Genomic DNA, 15,883 nt, shown 5'->3' on the forward strand with positions numbered 1-15,883 from the left:
AGTGCATCATGCATCAAGAGTGCATGATGCACTTTCTGTGTATGGCGCAATCTCACCGTAGGGTGGGACCTCCGGGACCTCAGGGACCTCCGGGACCTCAGGGATCTCCGGGGGCCTCCGGGAGCTGCGGACTTGGCCGATGCGGCCCGGGACAGGAGAACGGCGTGGGAAGGCGATCGGCGTGGGAAAGGAGATCGGCGTGGACGCCCGAGAGGCCGCTGAACGCATCGAGCGGGAACTGCTGATCCTCACCCGCCACAAGGAGATGCGGGCACCCCGGGGCCCGCGCGGCGGGGACCCGCTGGACCAGAGCGCCTACGTGATCCTCACCAGGCTCGAGACCCAGGGAGCGATGTCCATCCCGGACTTCGTCGAGGCCTTCGGGCTCGCGGCATCGACGTTCACCCGTCAGACCTCGGCCCTGCTGCGCAACGGGCTGGTGGAGCGGACCCTCGATCCGTCCGGCGGGGTTGCCCGCAAGTTCCGCATCACCCAGGAGGGGCTCAGGCTGCTCGCTCAGCAGCGCGAGGGGATCGTCACCGGCCTGTCGACGGTGGTGGCCGAGTGGCCCCCCGAGCGCCTGGACCGGTTCATCGCCGATCTGCAGCAGTTCAACACCGACATCGAACGCATCACCGGCCGCCCTTGGCCGAGGAGCGCGGGCGGCTGACGACGGCCCTCGGCGGCCTGGCCGGCGCAGTCAGCAGATCGAGCCCCGGTCGGCCGCGGTGGCCCGCAGCAGATCCCGCACCAGGTCGAAAGCGATCTTCTCCGGCTTGCGGAAGCGCAGACAGCCCTTGCCCATGTCCTGTCCGGCCAGCCGTTCCTGGAAGGCGTCACGGACATCACTGCGCATCAGATAGAAGGAGACGTACTGCCGCTGACTCGCGAACGCGATCTCGGCCGCACCGTCGCGCTGGTACGTCGGCATGCCGTAGGCCATGACCTCGCTGAAGCCCTGCAGTTCCGCACGGCACAACTGCCGTAGCCGCGTCAGGGCCGCTCGCCGCTCCATCGGCACCTCGGCCAGATAGCCGTCGACATCTTCCGCCGCGCTCTGCACCATGCGGCGAGGCTAAGCCTGGAGGCGGTAGCGATCAACCGTCCGACAAAACAACCCGTGCGGGTCGAGGTGGCCCTCGACCCGCACGGGTTGCAGATGTTCTGTTCTGTGTCCGAGGGGGGACTTGAACCCCCACGCCCGATAAAGGGCACTAGCACCTCAAGCTAGCGCGTCTGCCATTCCGCCACCCGGACTAGGTGTCTGCCGCCTTGCCGGGGGCCTTCCCGGCGGCGACGTGGACAACAATACCAAGGTTTCGGAGCGCCCTTCACCTGCGTTTCCGTCCACCGGGCGGGGGTCCGGGACCGCACGGCCCGATGCCCTTAAGGTCGCATCATGAGTGACTGGACGGTTACGCAGAGTCCTGCCGCAGGACGTCGCCCGCGTGCGCTGTCGCCCCTCAGGGAGCATCTGCGGGACACGTTCTGGTTCGCCCCGTTGGCTGCGATGGTGGCCGTCTTCGTGGTCTGGCTGGCGGCTCAGGCGCTCGACACAGCCATCGTCGAAGCGCTCCAGAACGACGGCGACTACGAGACGCTCGACGAACTGCTGCGGTTCGCGGACGACGCGAAGGCCGTGGTGAACGCCGTCACCTCGGCGATGATGACCTTCATCGGCGTGGTCTTCAGCATCTCGCTGGTGGCCGTGCAGATGGCGAGCGGGCAGTTCACCCCGCGCGTGGTCCGGCTCTTCGTGCGCAGCCGGATCACCAAGGCGACCTTCGCCATCTTCCTCGCGACCTTCGTGCTGAGCCTGCTCGTGCTGACCTCCTTCGACACCGCCGAGGATGCCCGCGCCGTCACGACGGTGCCTCTGGTGCAGTCGGTGCTCACGCTCTGCATGGTCGCGTTGAGCCTGTTGCTCTTCGTCCTGTACGTGAACACCACTCTTCGGTTGATGCGGATCAGCTACGTGATCGCACGGATCGCCGCGGAGTCCTTCCGGGTGACCGCGTCGATGCCCGTGTCGGCGGACGGACCGGACACGCCCGACCTCGGCACCGCCACCGCTTGGGTGCCGCATGAGGGCCGGGCGGGGGTGCTGCGGGACGTGCACATCACGCGGCTGGTCCGGACTGCTCGCAAGCACGGGGTGACGCTGCGGCTGATCCCTCGGATCGGGGACTTCGTGGTGCCTGGTACGCCGTTGCTGGCGGTGCACGGTGGTGCGGCCCCGCCGCGCCGGGCGCTGCGGTACACGATCTCGGTGGGTGTGGAGCGGACCTACCACCAGGATCTCGGCTTCGGGCTGCGGCAGTTGTCCGACATCGCGCTGCGTGCCCTGTCGCCCGCGATCAACGATCCGACGACCGCCGTCCAGGCGCTGGACCGTGTCGTCCAGTTCCTGGCCGCGCTGAGCCGTCGGCCGCTGGACTCCGCCCTGCACCGGGACCGGCGCGGAGTGGTGCGGCTGGTGCAGCCCGTGCCGGGGTGGACCGAGTTGGTGGATCTCGGGTTCACCGAGGTACGGGGCTGCGCCGTCGGCAGCCCGCAGGTCTCACGGCGCATGCTGGCCGGCCTGGACGACCTCCTCCTGCTCGCACCGCCGGAACGCAGCGAACCGCTCATGCGCCACCGCGAACTCCTCCACCAGGCGGTGGACCGCGCCGAGCAGTTCCCCTCGGACCGCGCGTTCGCCCTGCATCCGGATCGCCAGGGCATCGGCTGACCGGTTGCGGATCAACCAGGGGAGACAGGACCCCCTGTGCCATCGCGTCGGCGACCGACGCCGGGCATCCGTGCGGCGGTCCGCGTGGCGAACCCGGCGTCGGACGCGACGCCCCCTCCTCACGGGCCGAGCTGATACTCCGGGAAGTTCCCGGGCAACCGCTCCCCCGCCGGCCCCTGTGTCACCGCGCGCACCAGCAACTCGCCGCCGACGAACGCCCCGCGCCAGGACGCGCCGAAGCCACCGAACAGCTCGTCACGGTCGCCGCGGGAGCGCGGCTTGCCGTGGCCGACCTTGAACGCGCGGATCTGCGGGGCCAGGCGGTCGTACGTCGCCCGGTCGTCCGTGGACAGCGTGGCGACCAGTGCGCCGTTGGACGCGTTCATCGCCGCCAGCAGCTCCGCCTCGGTGTCGACCAGGACGATGGTGTCGACCGGGCCGAAGGGCTCCGCGTGGTGGAGCGGGGAGGACGGGGGCGGATTGAGCAGCGTGACCGGATGGACGTATGCCGAGGTGTCCTGGCCGGGCAGGAAGCGGGCGTCCGCCGGCCTGCCCCGGTGCAGCGGGACGGCGCCGCGGTCGATCGCCTCGGCCACCTGGTCTTGGAGCTCCTTGGCCTTGGCGGCGTTGATCACCGGCCCGAAGTCCAGCTGTGGGAAGGGGTCGTCGTCCCGTTTCTCCACCGCCAGCGGGTGACCGACCCTGAGCGTGCGCACCGCCGGGAGGTACGCCGCGAGGAACTCGTCGAACAGCTCGCGCTGGACGACGAAGCGCGGGTACGCCGTGCAGCGCTGTTTGCCGTAGTCGAAGAGCTTGGGCACGACCGCCGTGAGCGCGTCCCAGTCCGTGTAGTTCCAGATGCCCCAGGTGTTGAGTCCTTCCTGTTCGAGTACGTGTCGTTTGCCGAGGTCGGCAACGGCCGTGGCCACCGCGGCGCCGGTGTCGCGGCCGCCGACGAAGGAGACGCAGCCGATCTCGGGCGCCCGCACCAGCGCCTCCGACAGCTCGCTCCCGCTGCCGCTGACGAGGGTGACGGGGATTCCCTCGCGGGCGGCCAGCGCGCAGGCCAGGGTGACACAGGCGACACCGCCGTCGGTCGGGGTCTTGGCGATGACCGCGTTGCCTGCCAATGCCTGTACCAACACTGCGTGAACGAGCACGCTCATCGGGTAGTTCCAGCTCGCGATGTTGGACACCGGACCGTCCAGCGGGGCCCGGCCGGCGACCATCGGCTCGATGCCGTCGACGTACCAGCGCACGCCGTCAATGGCCCGGTCGACGTCCGCGCGGGCCAGCCGCCAGGGCTTGCCGATCTCCCAGACGAGCAGCAGGGCGAGCAGGTCCCGGTGTTGGGTCAGGGCGTCGAGCGTGGCAGCGACGCGGGCTCGGCGCTCGTCCAGCGGGATGTGCCGCCAGGCGCGGTGCTGGTCAAGGGACGCGCGCACGGCCTGGTGGGCGGTGGCCCGGTCCAGGCGCGGCGGGCCGGCGATCGGACTGCCGTCGACGGGGCTGGTGGCGGGCAGGGCCCGGCCGTCCGCCTGCCAGGTGGAGTTCCAGAGGTTGAGGACACGGTCGTCCCGGAACGCCTCGGGGGCGACCGCGAGGCAGCGTTGCCAGGCGTCGGTCCAAGAGGTGCCGGATTTGAGGGTGAGGGTTGTTGCCATGGGGGCTCCGCTCTCGGTGCACAGTCGGGGGCGGTCGTTGATGGCTACGGCGGAAGTTAGCGGCGTGCGGCAGCTCCTGAAAGTGACCTCACGCCGACTATGAGTGACGTCACGCCTCGACGCCCAGGCGGTCCAGCACCAGGCGCGCGGTCTCGGTGGGTGTGCTGCCGACTCCCACGCCGACCGCTTCCAGCGCTTCCCGCTTCGCCGCCGCCGTGCCGGACGAGCCGGACACGATCGCGCCCGCGTGCCCCATCGTCTTGCCCTCGGGGGCGGTGAATCCGGCGATGTAGCCGACGACCGGCTTGGTGACGTGGTCGCGGATGTAGGCGGCCGCGCGCTCCTCCGCGTCGCCGCCGATCTCCCCGATGAGGACGATGAGTTCGGTGTCGGGGTCGTCCTGGAAGGCTGCCAGGCAGTCGATGTGGGTGGTGCCGACGACGGGATCGCCGCCGATGCCGACGCACGTCGAGAAGCCGACGTCCCGCAGCTCGTACATCAGTTGGTAGGTGAGCGTGCCGGATTTGGAGACCAGGCCGATGCGGCCGGGCTTGGTGATGTCGGCCGGGATGATGCCCGCGTTCGACTGGCCGGGGGTGATCAGGCCGGGGCAGTTGGGGCCGATGATGCGGGTGCCTTTGGTCTTCGCGTACGAGGTGAAGGCGACGGAGTCGTGGACCGGGATGCCCTCCGTGATCACGACGGCGAGTCCGATCCCGGCGTCGGCGGCCTCGACGACGGCCGCCTTGGTGAAGGCGGGCGGCACGAAGACGACGGTCACGTCGGCGCCGGTCGCGCGCATACCGTCGGCGACCGACCCGAACACGGGGACGGCGCGGTCGTCGAAGTCGACGCTGCGGCCGGCCTTGCGCGGGTTGACGCCGCCGACGACGTTCGTGCCGGCGGCGAGCATGCGCCGGGTGTGCTTCATGCCCTCGCCGCCGGTCATGCCCTGGACGAGGACCTTGCTCTCCTTGGTGAGGTAGATGGCCATGTCGTCACGTCTCCTCAGGCTGTGGTGGCGAGTTGGGCGGCCCGCAGCGCGGCGCCGTCCATGGTGGTGGCCTGCTGGACCAGGGGGTGGGCGCGGTCGTCGAGGATGGCCCGCCCGCGAGTGGCGTTGTTCCCGTCGAGGCGCACGACGAGCGGCTTGGTCAGCTGGACGGTGTCCAGCGCCTGCACGATGCCGTCGGCGACGGCGTCGCACGCGGTGATCCCGCCGAAGACGTTGACGAAGACCGACTTCACGGCCGGGTCGGACAGGATGACCGACAGTCCGTCGGCCATGATCTGGGCCGATGCGCCGCCACCGATGTCGAGGAAGTTGGCGGGGCGGGCGCCGCAGCCCGCGACGACGTCGAGGGTCGACATGACGAGGCCGGCGCCGTTGCCGATGATGCCGACCTCGCCGTCGAGCTTGACGTAGTTGAGGCCCTTTGCGGCCGCCGTGGCCTCCAGCGCGTCGTCGTGCTCCACGTCGTCGGCGCCCCAACGTGCCTGTCGGAAGCGGGCGTTGTCGTCGAGGGTGACCTTGCCGTCGAGGGCGAGGATCTGGCCCTGCCCGGTACGGGCCAGCGGGTTCACCTCGACCAGGACGGCGTCCTCGCGGACCAGTACCTCCCAGAGTCGGATGAGGACGTCGACGGTCTGCGGTGGCAGTCCGGCTGCTTCCGTGATCTCGGCGGCCTTCGCGGAGGTGACGCCCTCGGCGGGGTCGACGGGGATGCGGGCCACGGCTTCCGGACGACTGGCGGCCACCTCCTCGATGTCCATGCCGCCTTCGGCCGAGGCGATCGCGAGGAAGCGGCCGGCCGCCCGGTCGAGGACATAGGACACGTAGAACTCGGTCTCGATGTCCACGGGTTGGGCGAGCATCACCTTGCCGACTGTGTGGCCCTTGATGTCCATGCCGAGGATCTGGCGTGCCGTCAGCTCGGCAGCGGCGGGATCCGCGGCGAGCTTCACACCGCCCGCCTTGCCCCGGCCACCGGTCTTCACCTGCGCCTTGACCACGACCCGGCCACCGAGCCGACGGGCGATCTCGCGGGCTTCCTTGGGTGAGTCGGTCACCTCTGCCCGCGGCACCAAGATGCCGTGTTCCTCGAAGAGTTCCCTTGCCTGGTGTTCGTACAGGTCCATTCCGGCTCCTGACTCAAAAGTGCCGCACGCCCCCTGGACACCACCCACTGGATGCGGGATAACAAGGTTCATACAGTATTCGTCGACTGTATGCAATGTACCGCGAGAGCCGTTCCACCCCCTACGAAGGGACAGGACTTCGCCATGCCCGACGACACCCAGGACGTCATTTCCGGTGGTCATCTCGTTGCCAAGGCGCTGAAGGCCGAGGGGGTCGACCGCATCTACACCTTGTGCGGCGGCCACATCATCGACATCTACGACGGCTGCGTCGACGAGGGCATCGAGGTCGTCGACGTCCGTCACGAGCAGGTCGCCGCCCATGCCGCCGACGGCTACGCCCGCATCACCGGCAAGCCCGGCTGCGCGGTCGTCACCGCTGGTCCCGGCACCACCGACGCCGTCACCGGCGTCGCCAACGCCTTCCGCGCCGAGTCCCCGCTGCTGCTCATCGGCGGCCAGGGCGCCCTCACCCAGCACAAGATGGGGTCCCTCCAGGACCTGCCGCACGTCGACATGATGACGCCGATCACCAAGTTCGCGGCGGCCGTGCCCGACACGGCGCGCGCGGCGGACATGGTGTCGATGGCGTTCCGCGAGTGCTACCACGGCGCACCCGGACCCTCCTTCCTGGAGATCCCGCGCGACGTCCTCGACGCCAAGGTGCCGGTGAGCAAGGCGCGCGTGCCCAAGGAAGGCGCCTACCGTGCCTCGACCCGCTCGGCCGGCGACCCCGAAGCCATCGAGAAGCTCGCCGACCTGCTGGTCCACGCCGAGAAGCCGGCCATCCTGCTGGGCAGCCAGGTGTGGACGACCCGCGGCACCGAGGCGGCGATCGAACTCGTCCGCACCCTCAACATCCCCGCCTACATGAACGGCGCCGGCCGCGGCACCCTCCCGCCCGGCGACCCGCACCACTTCCAGCTGTCGCGGCGGTACGCCTTCTCAGGCGCCGATGTCATCGTCATCGTCGGCACGCCCTTCGACTTCCGCATGGGCTACGGCAAGCGGCTGTCACCGGACGCGACCGTCGTGCAGATCGACCTCGACTACCGCACCGTCGGCAAGAACCGCGACATCGACCTCGGGATCGTGGGCGACGCCGGGCTGGTGCTGAAGTCGGTCACCGAGGCCGCCTCCGGGCGCGTCAACGGGGGCGCGTCGAAGCGCAAGGAGTGGCTCGACGAGCTGCGCGCGGCCGAGCAGACCGCCCTGGAGAAGCGGCTGCCCAGCCTGAAGTCGGACGCCTCGCCGATCCACCCGTACCGGCTCGTCAGCGAGATCAACGACTTCCTCACCGAGGACTCGATCTACATCGGCGACGGCGGCGACATCGTCACCTTCTCCGGGCAGGTCGTGCAGCCCAAGTCACCCGGTCACTGGATGGACCCGGGACCGCTGGGCACGCTCGGCGTCGGGGTGCCGTTCGTACTCGCGGCCAAGCAGGCCCGGCCCGACAAGGAGGTCGTCGCGCTTTTCGGCGACGGCGCGTTCTCCCTCACCGGCTGGGACTTCGAGACGCTCGTCCGCTACAACCTCCCCTTCGTCGGCATCGTCGGCAACAACTCCTCCATGAACCAGATCCGCTACGGCCAGGCCCAGAAGTACGGCCTGGAACGCGAGCGGGTCGGCAACACCCTCGGCGACGTCCATTACGACAAGTTCGCGCAGATGCTGGGCGGTTACGGCGAGGAGGTCCGTGACCCCGCCGACATCGGCCCCGCGCTGCTGCGCGCCCGCGAGTCCGGGAAGCCCTCACTGATCAACGTCTGGGTCGACCCCGACGCGTACGCCCCCGGAACCATGAACCAGACCATGTACAAGTGAGGTGGCCTCCATGACTGGAACGCCGACCAAGGCGCTCGAAGGCATCCGCGTCCTGGACATGACCCACGTCCAGTCCGGGCCCTCCGCGACCCAGCTGCTCGCCTGGCTCGGCGCGGACGTCGTCAAGCTGGAGGCGCCGACCGGTGACATCACGCGCAAGCAGCTGCGCGATCTCCCGGACGTCGACTCCCTCTACTTCACGATGCTCAACTGCAACAAGCGGAGCATCACCCTCAACACCAAGACCGAGCGCGGCAAGGAGATCCTCACCGAGCTGATCCGGCGCTCCGACGTCATGGTCGAGAACTTCGGACCGGGCGCGGTCGACCGCATGGGCTTCACCTGGGACCGCATCCAGGAGATCAATCCGCGTATCGTCTATGCCTCCATCAAGGGGTTCGGTGACGGTCCGTACACCAACTTCAAGGCGTACGAGGTCGTCGCGCAGGCCATGGGCGGGTCGATGTCGACCACCGGTTTCGAGGACGGGCCGCCGCTGGCGACCGGAGCCCAGATCGGGGACTCGGGGACGGGTGTGCACGCCGTCGCGGGGATTCTCGCGGCACTGTTCCAGCGCGAGAACACCGGGCGTGGGCAGCGGGTCAACGTGGCCATGCAGCACGCTGTACTCAACCTGTGCCGGGTGAAGCTGAGGGACCAGCAACGCCTGACACATGGGCCGCTTGCTGAATATCCGAACGAGGACTTCGGCCGGGAAGTTCCCCGCTCGGGAAACGCGTCCGGCGGCGGTCAGCCCGGCTGGGCGGTCAAGTGCGCACCCGGCGGCCCGAACGACTACGTGTACGTCATCGTGCAGCCGGTCGGCTGGCAGCCGCTCAGCGAGCTCATCGGCCGGCCCGAACTCGCCGACGACCCCGAGTGGGCGACGCCGGAGGCACGGCTGCCCAAGCTCGGCAAGATGTTCCAGCTGATCGAGGAGTGGTCCTCGACCCTGCCCAAGTGGGAGGTGCTGGAGCGGCTGAACGCGCACAACATCCCGTGCGGGCCGATCCTTTCCACCAGGGAGATCATCGAGGACTCCTCGCTGGTCGCCAACGAGATGGTCGTCACCGTCCCGCACCCTGAGCGGGGCGACTTCGTGACCGTCGGCAGCCCGCTGAAGCTCTCCGACTCACCCGTCGAGGTGAGCAGTTCGCCCCTGCTCGGCCAGCACAACGAAGAGGTCTACATCGGCGAGCTCGGCCTCGGCGACGAGGAACTGCGCCTGCTCAAGTCGAACGGAGTGATCTGACGTGATGGCCGAAGACCGCGTCCTGAGGGTGCGGACGCTCCTCGACTCGGTGCGGGGCGAGGGACGTACCGCGCTGACCGCACCCGAGGGCAAGGTGATCGCCGACGCGTACGGGATCGCCGTACCGGGCGAGGAGCTCGCGACGGACGTCGACGAGGCGGTGGCGTACGCGGCGCGCTTCGGCGGGCCGGTGGTGATGAAGATCGTCTCGCCGGACATCCTGCACAAGACCGACGCCGGCGGCGTGATCGTCGGGGTCGAGGGCGCGACGGACGTACGGGCCGCCTTCCACAAGATCATCGACAACGCCCGCGCGTACGACGCGGATGCCCGCATCGAGGGCGTGCAGGTCCAGGAGCTGCTGCCGCAGGGGCAGGAGGTCATCGTGGGCGCGGTCACCGACCCGACGTTCGGGAAGGTCGTCGCCTTCGGGCTCGGCGGAGTGCTGGTGGAGGTCCTCAAGGACGTGACCTTCCGCCTCGCGCCCGTCGACGCCGACGAGGCGCTGTCCATGCTCGACTCGATCCGGGCGGCGGAGATCCTGCGCGGGGTGCGCGGCCAGGCGGCCGTGGACCGGTGGGCGGTCGCCGAACAGATCCGCCGTGTCTCGCAACTCGTGGCGGACTTCCCGGAGATCGCAGAGGTGGACCTCAACCCGGTGATCGCGACCGCGGAGGGGGCGGTCGCGGCCGACATCCGCGTGATTCTCTCCGAAGCCCCCGCGAAACCGCGTCGCCGCTACTCGCGCGAGGAGATCCTCACCTCGATGCGCCGGCTGATGCAGCCGTCGTCGGTCGCCGTCATCGGTGCCTCCAACGAACAGGGCAAGATCGGCAATTCGGTCATGCGCAACCTCATCGACGGTGGTTTCGCCGGGGACATCCATCCGGTGAACCCCAAGGCCGATGACATTCTGGGCCGCAAGGCGTACAAGAGTGTGACGGACGTTCCCGGTGAGGTGGATGTGGCGGTCTTCGCTATCCCCGCCAAGTTCGTGGCCTCGGCCCTGGAGGAGGTGGGACGCAAGGGGATCCCGAACGCCGTGCTGATTCCCTCCGGGTTCGCGGAGACCGGTGAGCACGAACTCCAGGAGGAGATCGTGGCCATCGCCGAGCGGCACGGCGTCCGGCTGCTCGGGCCGAACATCTACGGCTACTACTCGACGTGGCAGGACCTGTGCGCCACGTTCTGCACGCCGTACGACGTCAAGGGCGGAGTGGCGCTGACCTCGCAGTCCGGCGGCATCGGCATGGCCATCCTGGGCTTCGCGCGGACCACGAAGACGGGCGTGTCGGCGATCGTCGGCCTCGGCAACAAGTCGGACCTGGACGAGGACGACCTGCTGACCTGGTTCGGCGAGGACCCGCACACCGAGTGCATCGCGATGCACCTGGAGGACCTCAAGGACGGGCGCGCGTTCGTCGAGGCCGCGCGGGCGACCGTACCGAAGAAGCCGGTCGTGGTTCTGAAGGCGGGCCGCACGGCAGCGGGTGCCAAGGCCGCCGGGTCGCACACCGGAGCCCTCGCCGGCGACGACGCCGTGTACGAGGACATCCTCAAGCAGGCCGGTGTCATCCGGGCACCCGGGCTCAACGACATGCTGGAGTACGCGCGCGGGTTGCCGGTCCTGCCCGCTCCCAAGGGCGACAACGTCGTGATCATCACGGGGGCCGGCGGCAGCGGCGTACTGCTGTCGGACGCGGTGACCGACAACGGGCTGTCCCTGATGGAGATCCCACCGGACCTGGACGAGGCCTTCCGGAAGTTCATCCCGCCCTTCGGGGCGGCGGGCAACCCGGTGGACATCACCGGGGGCGAGCCGCCGTCGACGTACGAGGCGACGATCCGGCTCGGTCTGGAGGATCCGCGCATCCACGCGCTGGTGCTGGGCTACTGGCACACGATCGTCACTCCCCCGATGGTCTTCGCGGAGCTCACCGCGCGCGTGGTGGCCGAATTCCGTGAGCGCGGCATAGAGAAGCCTGTCGTCGCCTCCCTCGCGGGTGATGTGGAGGTCGAGGAGGCCTGCCAGTACCTGTACGAGCGCGGGGTCGTGGCGTACCCGTACACGACCGAGAAGCCGGTGGCGGTGCTCGGCGCCAAGTACCGGTGGGCGCGGGCGGCCGGACTGTTGGGGGGCGGTTCATGAGGTGAGGCAACGGGGGGCCGGCCGACGGTGCGCGTCGGCCGGCCCCGGGACCCGCGCGCGCACGAAAGGCATTGGACAGGGGGCGCTGGCCAGAACTTTCGACGCAAGGGGTGCAACTAACGTGACAACCACCGACGTTCCAAGGGTCGCCGCCTATCGGGAGGTGACCGACAAGAACGGACGCGTCTACCGCTTGGGCGAGTCCGACATCGACATCATGGGTCGCAAGCGCAAGTGGATGGTGATCCTTCCCTGGATCGGCATGATGGGCATCTCCTCCGCCGAGTACGCGTTCGCATCGGCCGAGGACACCCTGCACACCGCGCACCACTGGGCCAGTGCCCATATCTTCTGGATGATGACGGTCTGGGTCTTCTTCCAGGCCGCGGTGGCCTTCCCGGCAGGCAAGCTGCGTGAGTCCGGCAAACTCCCGGCTCGGTTCGCCATGATGCTGGGTGCGGCGGGCACACTGCTGGGCTATCTCTCGCTGGCCTACGCACCACATGTCGTCGTCGCCTACATCGGCTTCAGTATGTTCAGCGGCATGGGTGCCGGCATGGTCTACGCCACCTGCGTCAACATGGTCGGCAAGTGGTATCCGGAACGCAAGGGCGGCAAGACCGGATTCGTCAACGGCGGCTTCGCCTACGGCTCGGTGCCCTTCGTCTTCCTCTTCACCGGATACATGGACCTCACCAACTTCCGCTGGGTGCTGGTCTCGGTCGGCCTCTTCCTCGCCGCGATGGTGGGCGTGGCCGGTTTCTTCTTCAGGGACCCGCCGAAGAACTGGTGGCCCGCGGACATCGACCCGCTCAACCCTCCCAAGGACCCGCGTGCTGCCCGCTCGATGCGGATGAACCCGCCCGCGGTGCGCCAGTACACCCCTCTCGAGGCATGGAAGACCGGCCGGGTGGCGCTGATGTGGTTCTGTCTGGCGTGCACGTCCGGCGTGAACATCTTCGGTATCGCCTTCCAGGTGGACATCGGCGAGGAGGCCGGTTTCGCGGGCGGCATCGTCGCGACGGCCATGTCTTTGAAGGCGGTCGTCAACGGGACCGGCCGCGGCGTGATCGGCTGGCTCTCCGACCTCTACGGCCGCAAGCGGTGCCTGCTCGCCGTGTGCGTCATCCTGGGCCTCGCCCAGTACGGCATCCTCTGGTCGGCCGAGAGCAAGAACCTCCCCCTGTTCCTGATCTTCTCCGCGATCTCCGGCTTCGGCGGCGGCGCAATCTTCCCGATGTTCGCGGCGCTCACCGCCGACTACTTCGGCGAGAACAACAACGCCTCCAACTACGGCATGGTCTACAGCGCCAAGCTCGTCTCGGGCCTGGGCGCGGGCATGGGTGCCGTGGTCGTCAGCGCCTGGGGGCACTCCGGTGCCTTCATCCTGGCCGGCTCCATCTCCCTCTTCGCCGGCTGTGTGGCGTTGTTCCTCAGCCCACCGGGACGCGACAAGGACGAGACCCGCATCGTTGCCAACCCACGACCGCTCGGCGAGGACATGGCCTGACATGACGGCAGATCCGTACGCAGGAAGCAGTTCATCAGCACACTCCGACGCCGCACACCGTCCCTACCGTGAGGTGACCGACGCAGGAGGCCGCGTCTACCGCATCGGCGAGACCGACCGCGACATCCTCGGTCACTCCCGCAAGTTCATGGTGTACCTCCCGTGGATCGCCATGATGGCCATCAGCGTCTTCGAATACGCGTACGGCTCCGCGGAGGACACCCTGTCCCACGCGCACGGCTGGACGCAGAGCAACACCTTCTGGATCCTCAGCGTCTGGGTGTTCTTCCAGGCCGGCATCGCCTTCCCGGCGGGCTGGCTGCGGGAGAAGGGCATCCTGACGGCCCGCACCGCCATGTACATCGGCTCCGGCATGTGCCTGCTGGGGTTCCTCGCCCTGTCGCACCTGGGAAACGTCTGGCTCGCGATCCTCGGATTCGGCGTCATCGGCGGCATCGGCGCCGGCCTGATCTACGCGACCTGCATCAACATGGTCGGCAAGTGGTTCCCCGAGCGGCGCGGCGCCCGGACCGGGTTCGTCAATGGCGGGTTCGCGTACGGATCTCTGCCGTTCATCTTCATCTTCAACTACGGGTTCGACACCGCGAACTATCACCGGGTGCTGGACCTGATCGGCTGCTACATCATGATCGTCGTTCTCGGATCCGCGTTCTTCTTCAAGGACCCCCCGAAGAACTGGTGGCCCGCCGACATCGATCCACTGAGGTACACGGGCGACCGGAAGAACGCGGTGAGCCTGGCCAAGAACCCTCCGGCGGTGAAGCAGTACACGCCCCGGGAGGCCATCAGGACAGGCATGCTCCCACTGATGTGGCTGTCCATCGTCCTGACTGCCGGCGTTTCGATCTTCGGTATCTCCTTCCAGGTCGACTACGCCAAGGAGGTGGGCTTCGGCCCACTCGTCGCGGCCTCGTCGATGGGCGTGATGGCCGTCATCAACGGCATCGGCCGCGGTGTCGTGGGCTGGCTGTCCGACCGCTGGGGACGCAAATCGACCCTGGTGTTCGTGATCGTCGTCCTGGGCCTCGCCCAGTTCGGCGTGATCTGGGCGGGCGACGTCAGAAGCGAGTGGCTGTTCCTGTTCTTCGCCTTCCTCTCCGGGTTCGGCGGCGGCGCGTTCTACCCGCTCTTCGCGGCGCTCACCCCGGACTACTTCGGAGAGAACTACAACGCAACCAACTACGGCCTCGTCTACAGCGGCAAGCTCATCAGCGGCCTGTTCGGCGGCGGCCTCGGCTCCATGGTGGTCGCGGCGTGGGGCTACGACGGCGCGTACGCGCTCGCCGGCGGCGTGTCGATCGTGGCGGCGGGAATCGCGTTGCTGTTGCGGCAGCCCGGCCGCAACCCGGCGCCGGGCCGCACCGCGATGCCGCATCCTGCACGCTGACAGACCGCGAACGACAGGAGGCCCTCCCCGTCCTGGGGAGGGCCTCCTCATGTCGTCATGACGGTCAGCACTTCTCCCGCAGCGAATGGAGATGCTCGCTCGAACGGCGTGCGAACGTGAGGGACTCGGTCGGGTTGTCGTGTTCCGCTTGCCAGTGATGGGCGAATCGCTGACCGCGCAGCTTCGTCACGGCGGAGATGAACCGCTTGTAGTCGATGTCGCCGTCGCCGACGTCGACCATGTCGTAGCCGTACTGGTTGGACGGGTCGCTCACACCGTCCTTGACGTGGAAGAGCGGGTAGCGGTGCGGCTGCTTCAGCACGTAGTCGAGCGGCTCGAAGGGAGCGGCCGAGCCGTCGGGCCGCTTCGAGAAGCGGAACTGGCCCGAGTACGCCCAGAAGATGTCCATCTCCAGGAAGACGAGGTCGGGGTCGGTCTCGGCGAGCAGCACGTCGTAGAGACGGACCTTGGGGTTGTCGGTGGCGAAGGAGAACTCCTCGGAGTGGTTGTGCTGGTAGAACTTCATACCGCGCGCCCTCGCCGCCGCGCCGTAGGTGTTGAACTCCTCGGCGGCGCGCTTCCAGGCGTCGACGGTGGAGCCGTAGCGGAACGGCCCGGAGGCGGTACCTATGTGCTTCAGGCCGAGGGCCTGGGCGTCGTCGAGGACCTTGGTGAGGTTCTGGGCGAAGGTGTAGGCGCCCGGGTCGTCGGAGTAGTAGCCGACGTGGCTGCCGATCGGATTCAGGCCGTGGTTCCGCGCCAGCCGCTTGAGCTGGGCGAGGGTGATCGGGCCGGCCGAGCCCTGGGTGTAGCCGGCGAACTCGACCTCGTCGTAGCCGTACTTCTCCAGTTCCGCGAAGACGGGGGCGAAGCCGAGCGTGGAGACCTTGTCGCGCAGGCTGTAGAGCTGGATGCCGAGGCGGCCGGGCGGGAGAACGGGACGGCCGCGGCCATGCCCGTGACCGCGGTCGGCGGAAGCCGGTGCGGATGCGGTGTCCGGTGCGGCGGTCGCGGGCGCTGCGGCGGCGCCCAGCAGCGCGGCGGCCGTGGTGCCCGCCGCGACGCCGAGCATGCCTCGTCTGGTGAGGCGGTGGGTGAGTTCGGGGTCCGTCTGGGAAATGCGGCTCATGCCTGGAACTCCCTGTGATCGAAGGCCGTTGTCAGTGGTGAGTGCTTCACTTGTGACCAGTCGGAAGAGACGGG

General features: G+C 68.6%; 12 protein-coding genes and 1 tRNA gene. 7 read left to right on the forward strand and 6 right to left on the reverse strand.

Going from position 1 to position 15,883, the window contains the following annotated elements; genetic code table 11:
• Positions 1–199 precede the first annotated feature (199 nt).
• The gene (locus OHT51_RS07320) at positions 200–670 is read left to right on the forward strand and encodes a MarR family winged helix-turn-helix transcriptional regulator (RefSeq protein ID WP_328878078.1); all 471 of its coding nucleotides are present in this window, start codon (positions 200–202) and stop codon (positions 668–670) included.
• 30 nt (positions 671–700) lie between these two features.
• Here OHT51_RS07320 and OHT51_RS07325 read toward each other — a convergent pair whose 3' ends face one another.
• Entirely contained in the window at positions 701–1,066 is a 366-nt protein-coding gene (locus tag OHT51_RS07325; RefSeq protein WP_328878079.1) for an iron chaperone, read from the reverse strand.
• A 106-nt stretch (positions 1,067–1,172) separates the two neighbouring features.
• Positions 1,173–1,257: transfer RNA gene (locus OHT51_RS07330), tRNA-Leu, on the reverse strand.
• A 142-nt stretch (positions 1,258–1,399) separates the two neighbouring features.
• On the opposite strand from OHT51_RS07330, the gene OHT51_RS07335 reads away from it, so the two are divergent.
• Entirely contained in the window at positions 1,400–2,731 is a 1,332-nt protein-coding gene (locus OHT51_RS07335) for a DUF2254 domain-containing protein (RefSeq protein WP_328878080.1), read from the forward strand.
• Positions 2,732–2,850: 119 nt separating this feature from the next.
• On the opposite strand, the gene OHT51_RS07340 is transcribed toward OHT51_RS07335, so the two are convergent.
• The 3 genes from OHT51_RS07340 to sucC form a co-directional block, all read right to left on the reverse strand.
• A complete protein-coding gene (locus OHT51_RS07340) occupies positions 2,851–4,395 on the reverse strand; it encodes an aldehyde dehydrogenase family protein (protein WP_328878081.1) in 1,545 nt (514 codons plus the stop codon).
• 109 nt (positions 4,396–4,504) lie between these two features.
• Complete coding sequence (sucD, locus tag OHT51_RS07345; RefSeq protein ID WP_328878082.1) at positions 4,505–5,389, reverse strand: succinate--CoA ligase subunit alpha; 885 nt, start codon at positions 5,387–5,389, stop codon at positions 4,505–4,507.
• A 14-nt stretch (positions 5,390–5,403) separates the two neighbouring features.
• Entirely contained in the window at positions 5,404–6,534 is a 1,131-nt protein-coding gene (gene sucC / locus OHT51_RS07350; protein ID WP_328878083.1) for an ADP-forming succinate--CoA ligase subunit beta, read from the reverse strand.
• A 144-nt stretch (positions 6,535–6,678) separates the two neighbouring features.
• On the opposite strand from sucC, the gene OHT51_RS07355 reads away from it, so the two are divergent.
• The 5 genes from OHT51_RS07355 (at position 6,679) to OHT51_RS07375 (ending at position 14,680) form a co-directional block, all read left to right on the forward strand.
• Positions 6,679–8,361 carry a thiamine pyrophosphate-binding protein gene (locus OHT51_RS07355; protein ID WP_328878084.1) on the forward strand — a complete coding sequence of 561 codons (1,683 nt, stop codon included), beginning with the start codon at positions 6,679–6,681 and terminating at the stop codon, positions 8,359–8,361.
• 10 nt (positions 8,362–8,371) lie between these two features.
• On the forward strand, positions 8,372–9,613 hold the full coding sequence (frc, locus tag OHT51_RS07360; protein WP_328878085.1) for a formyl-CoA transferase: 1,242 nt from the start codon (positions 8,372–8,374) through the stop codon (positions 9,611–9,613).
• 4 nt (positions 9,614–9,617) lie between these two features.
• Complete coding sequence (locus OHT51_RS07365; protein WP_328878086.1) at positions 9,618–11,762, forward strand: acetate--CoA ligase family protein; 2,145 nt, start codon at positions 9,618–9,620, stop codon at positions 11,760–11,762.
• Between the two features lie 121 nt (positions 11,763–11,883).
• Entirely contained in the window at positions 11,884–13,272 is a 1,389-nt protein-coding gene (locus OHT51_RS07370; protein WP_328878087.1) for an OFA family MFS transporter, read from the forward strand.
• Between the two features lies 1 nt (position 13,273).
• Positions 13,274–14,680, forward strand: a complete 1,407-nt coding sequence (locus OHT51_RS07375; RefSeq protein ID WP_328878088.1) for an OFA family MFS transporter — start codon at positions 13,274–13,276, stop codon at positions 14,678–14,680.
• Positions 14,681–14,744: 64 nt separating this feature from the next.
• On the opposite strand, the gene OHT51_RS07380 is transcribed toward OHT51_RS07375, so the two are convergent.
• Entirely contained in the window at positions 14,745–15,809 is a 1,065-nt protein-coding gene (locus OHT51_RS07380) for a sugar phosphate isomerase/epimerase family protein (RefSeq protein WP_328878089.1), read from the reverse strand.
• Positions 15,810–15,883: the final 74 nt, after the last annotated feature.

Source organism: Streptomyces sp. NBC_00299 (assembly GCF_036173045.1).
Lineage (GTDB): Bacteria > Actinomycetota > Actinomycetes > Streptomycetales > Streptomycetaceae > Streptomyces > Streptomyces machairae.

Coding starts and splice junctions, on each gene's coding strand:
- OHT51_RS07325 (WP_328878079.1), bottom strand. CDS start 1,066: ATGGTGCAGAGCGCGGCGGAAGATGTCGACGGCTATCTGGCCGAGGTG.
- OHT51_RS07335 (WP_328878080.1), top strand. CDS start 1,400: ATGAGTGACTGGACGGTTACGCAGAGTCCTGCCGCAGGACGTCGCCCG.
- OHT51_RS07340 (WP_328878081.1), bottom strand. CDS start 4,395: ATGGCAACAACCCTCACCCTCAAATCCGGCACCTCTTGGACCGACGCC.
- sucD (WP_328878082.1), bottom strand. CDS start 5,389: ATGGCCATCTACCTCACCAAGGAGAGCAAGGTCCTCGTCCAGGGCATG.
- sucC (WP_328878083.1), bottom strand. CDS start 6,534: ATGGACCTGTACGAACACCAGGCAAGGGAACTCTTCGAGGAACACGGC.
- OHT51_RS07355 (WP_328878084.1), top strand. CDS start 6,679: ATGCCCGACGACACCCAGGACGTCATTTCCGGTGGTCATCTCGTTGCC.
- frc (WP_328878085.1), top strand. CDS start 8,372: ATGACTGGAACGCCGACCAAGGCGCTCGAAGGCATCCGCGTCCTGGAC.
- OHT51_RS07365 (WP_328878086.1), top strand. CDS start 9,618: ATGGCCGAAGACCGCGTCCTGAGGGTGCGGACGCTCCTCGACTCGGTG.
- OHT51_RS07375 (WP_328878088.1), top strand. CDS start 13,274: ATGACGGCAGATCCGTACGCAGGAAGCAGTTCATCAGCACACTCCGAC.
- OHT51_RS07380 (WP_328878089.1), bottom strand. CDS start 15,809: ATGAGCCGCATTTCCCAGACGGACCCCGAACTCACCCACCGCCTCACC.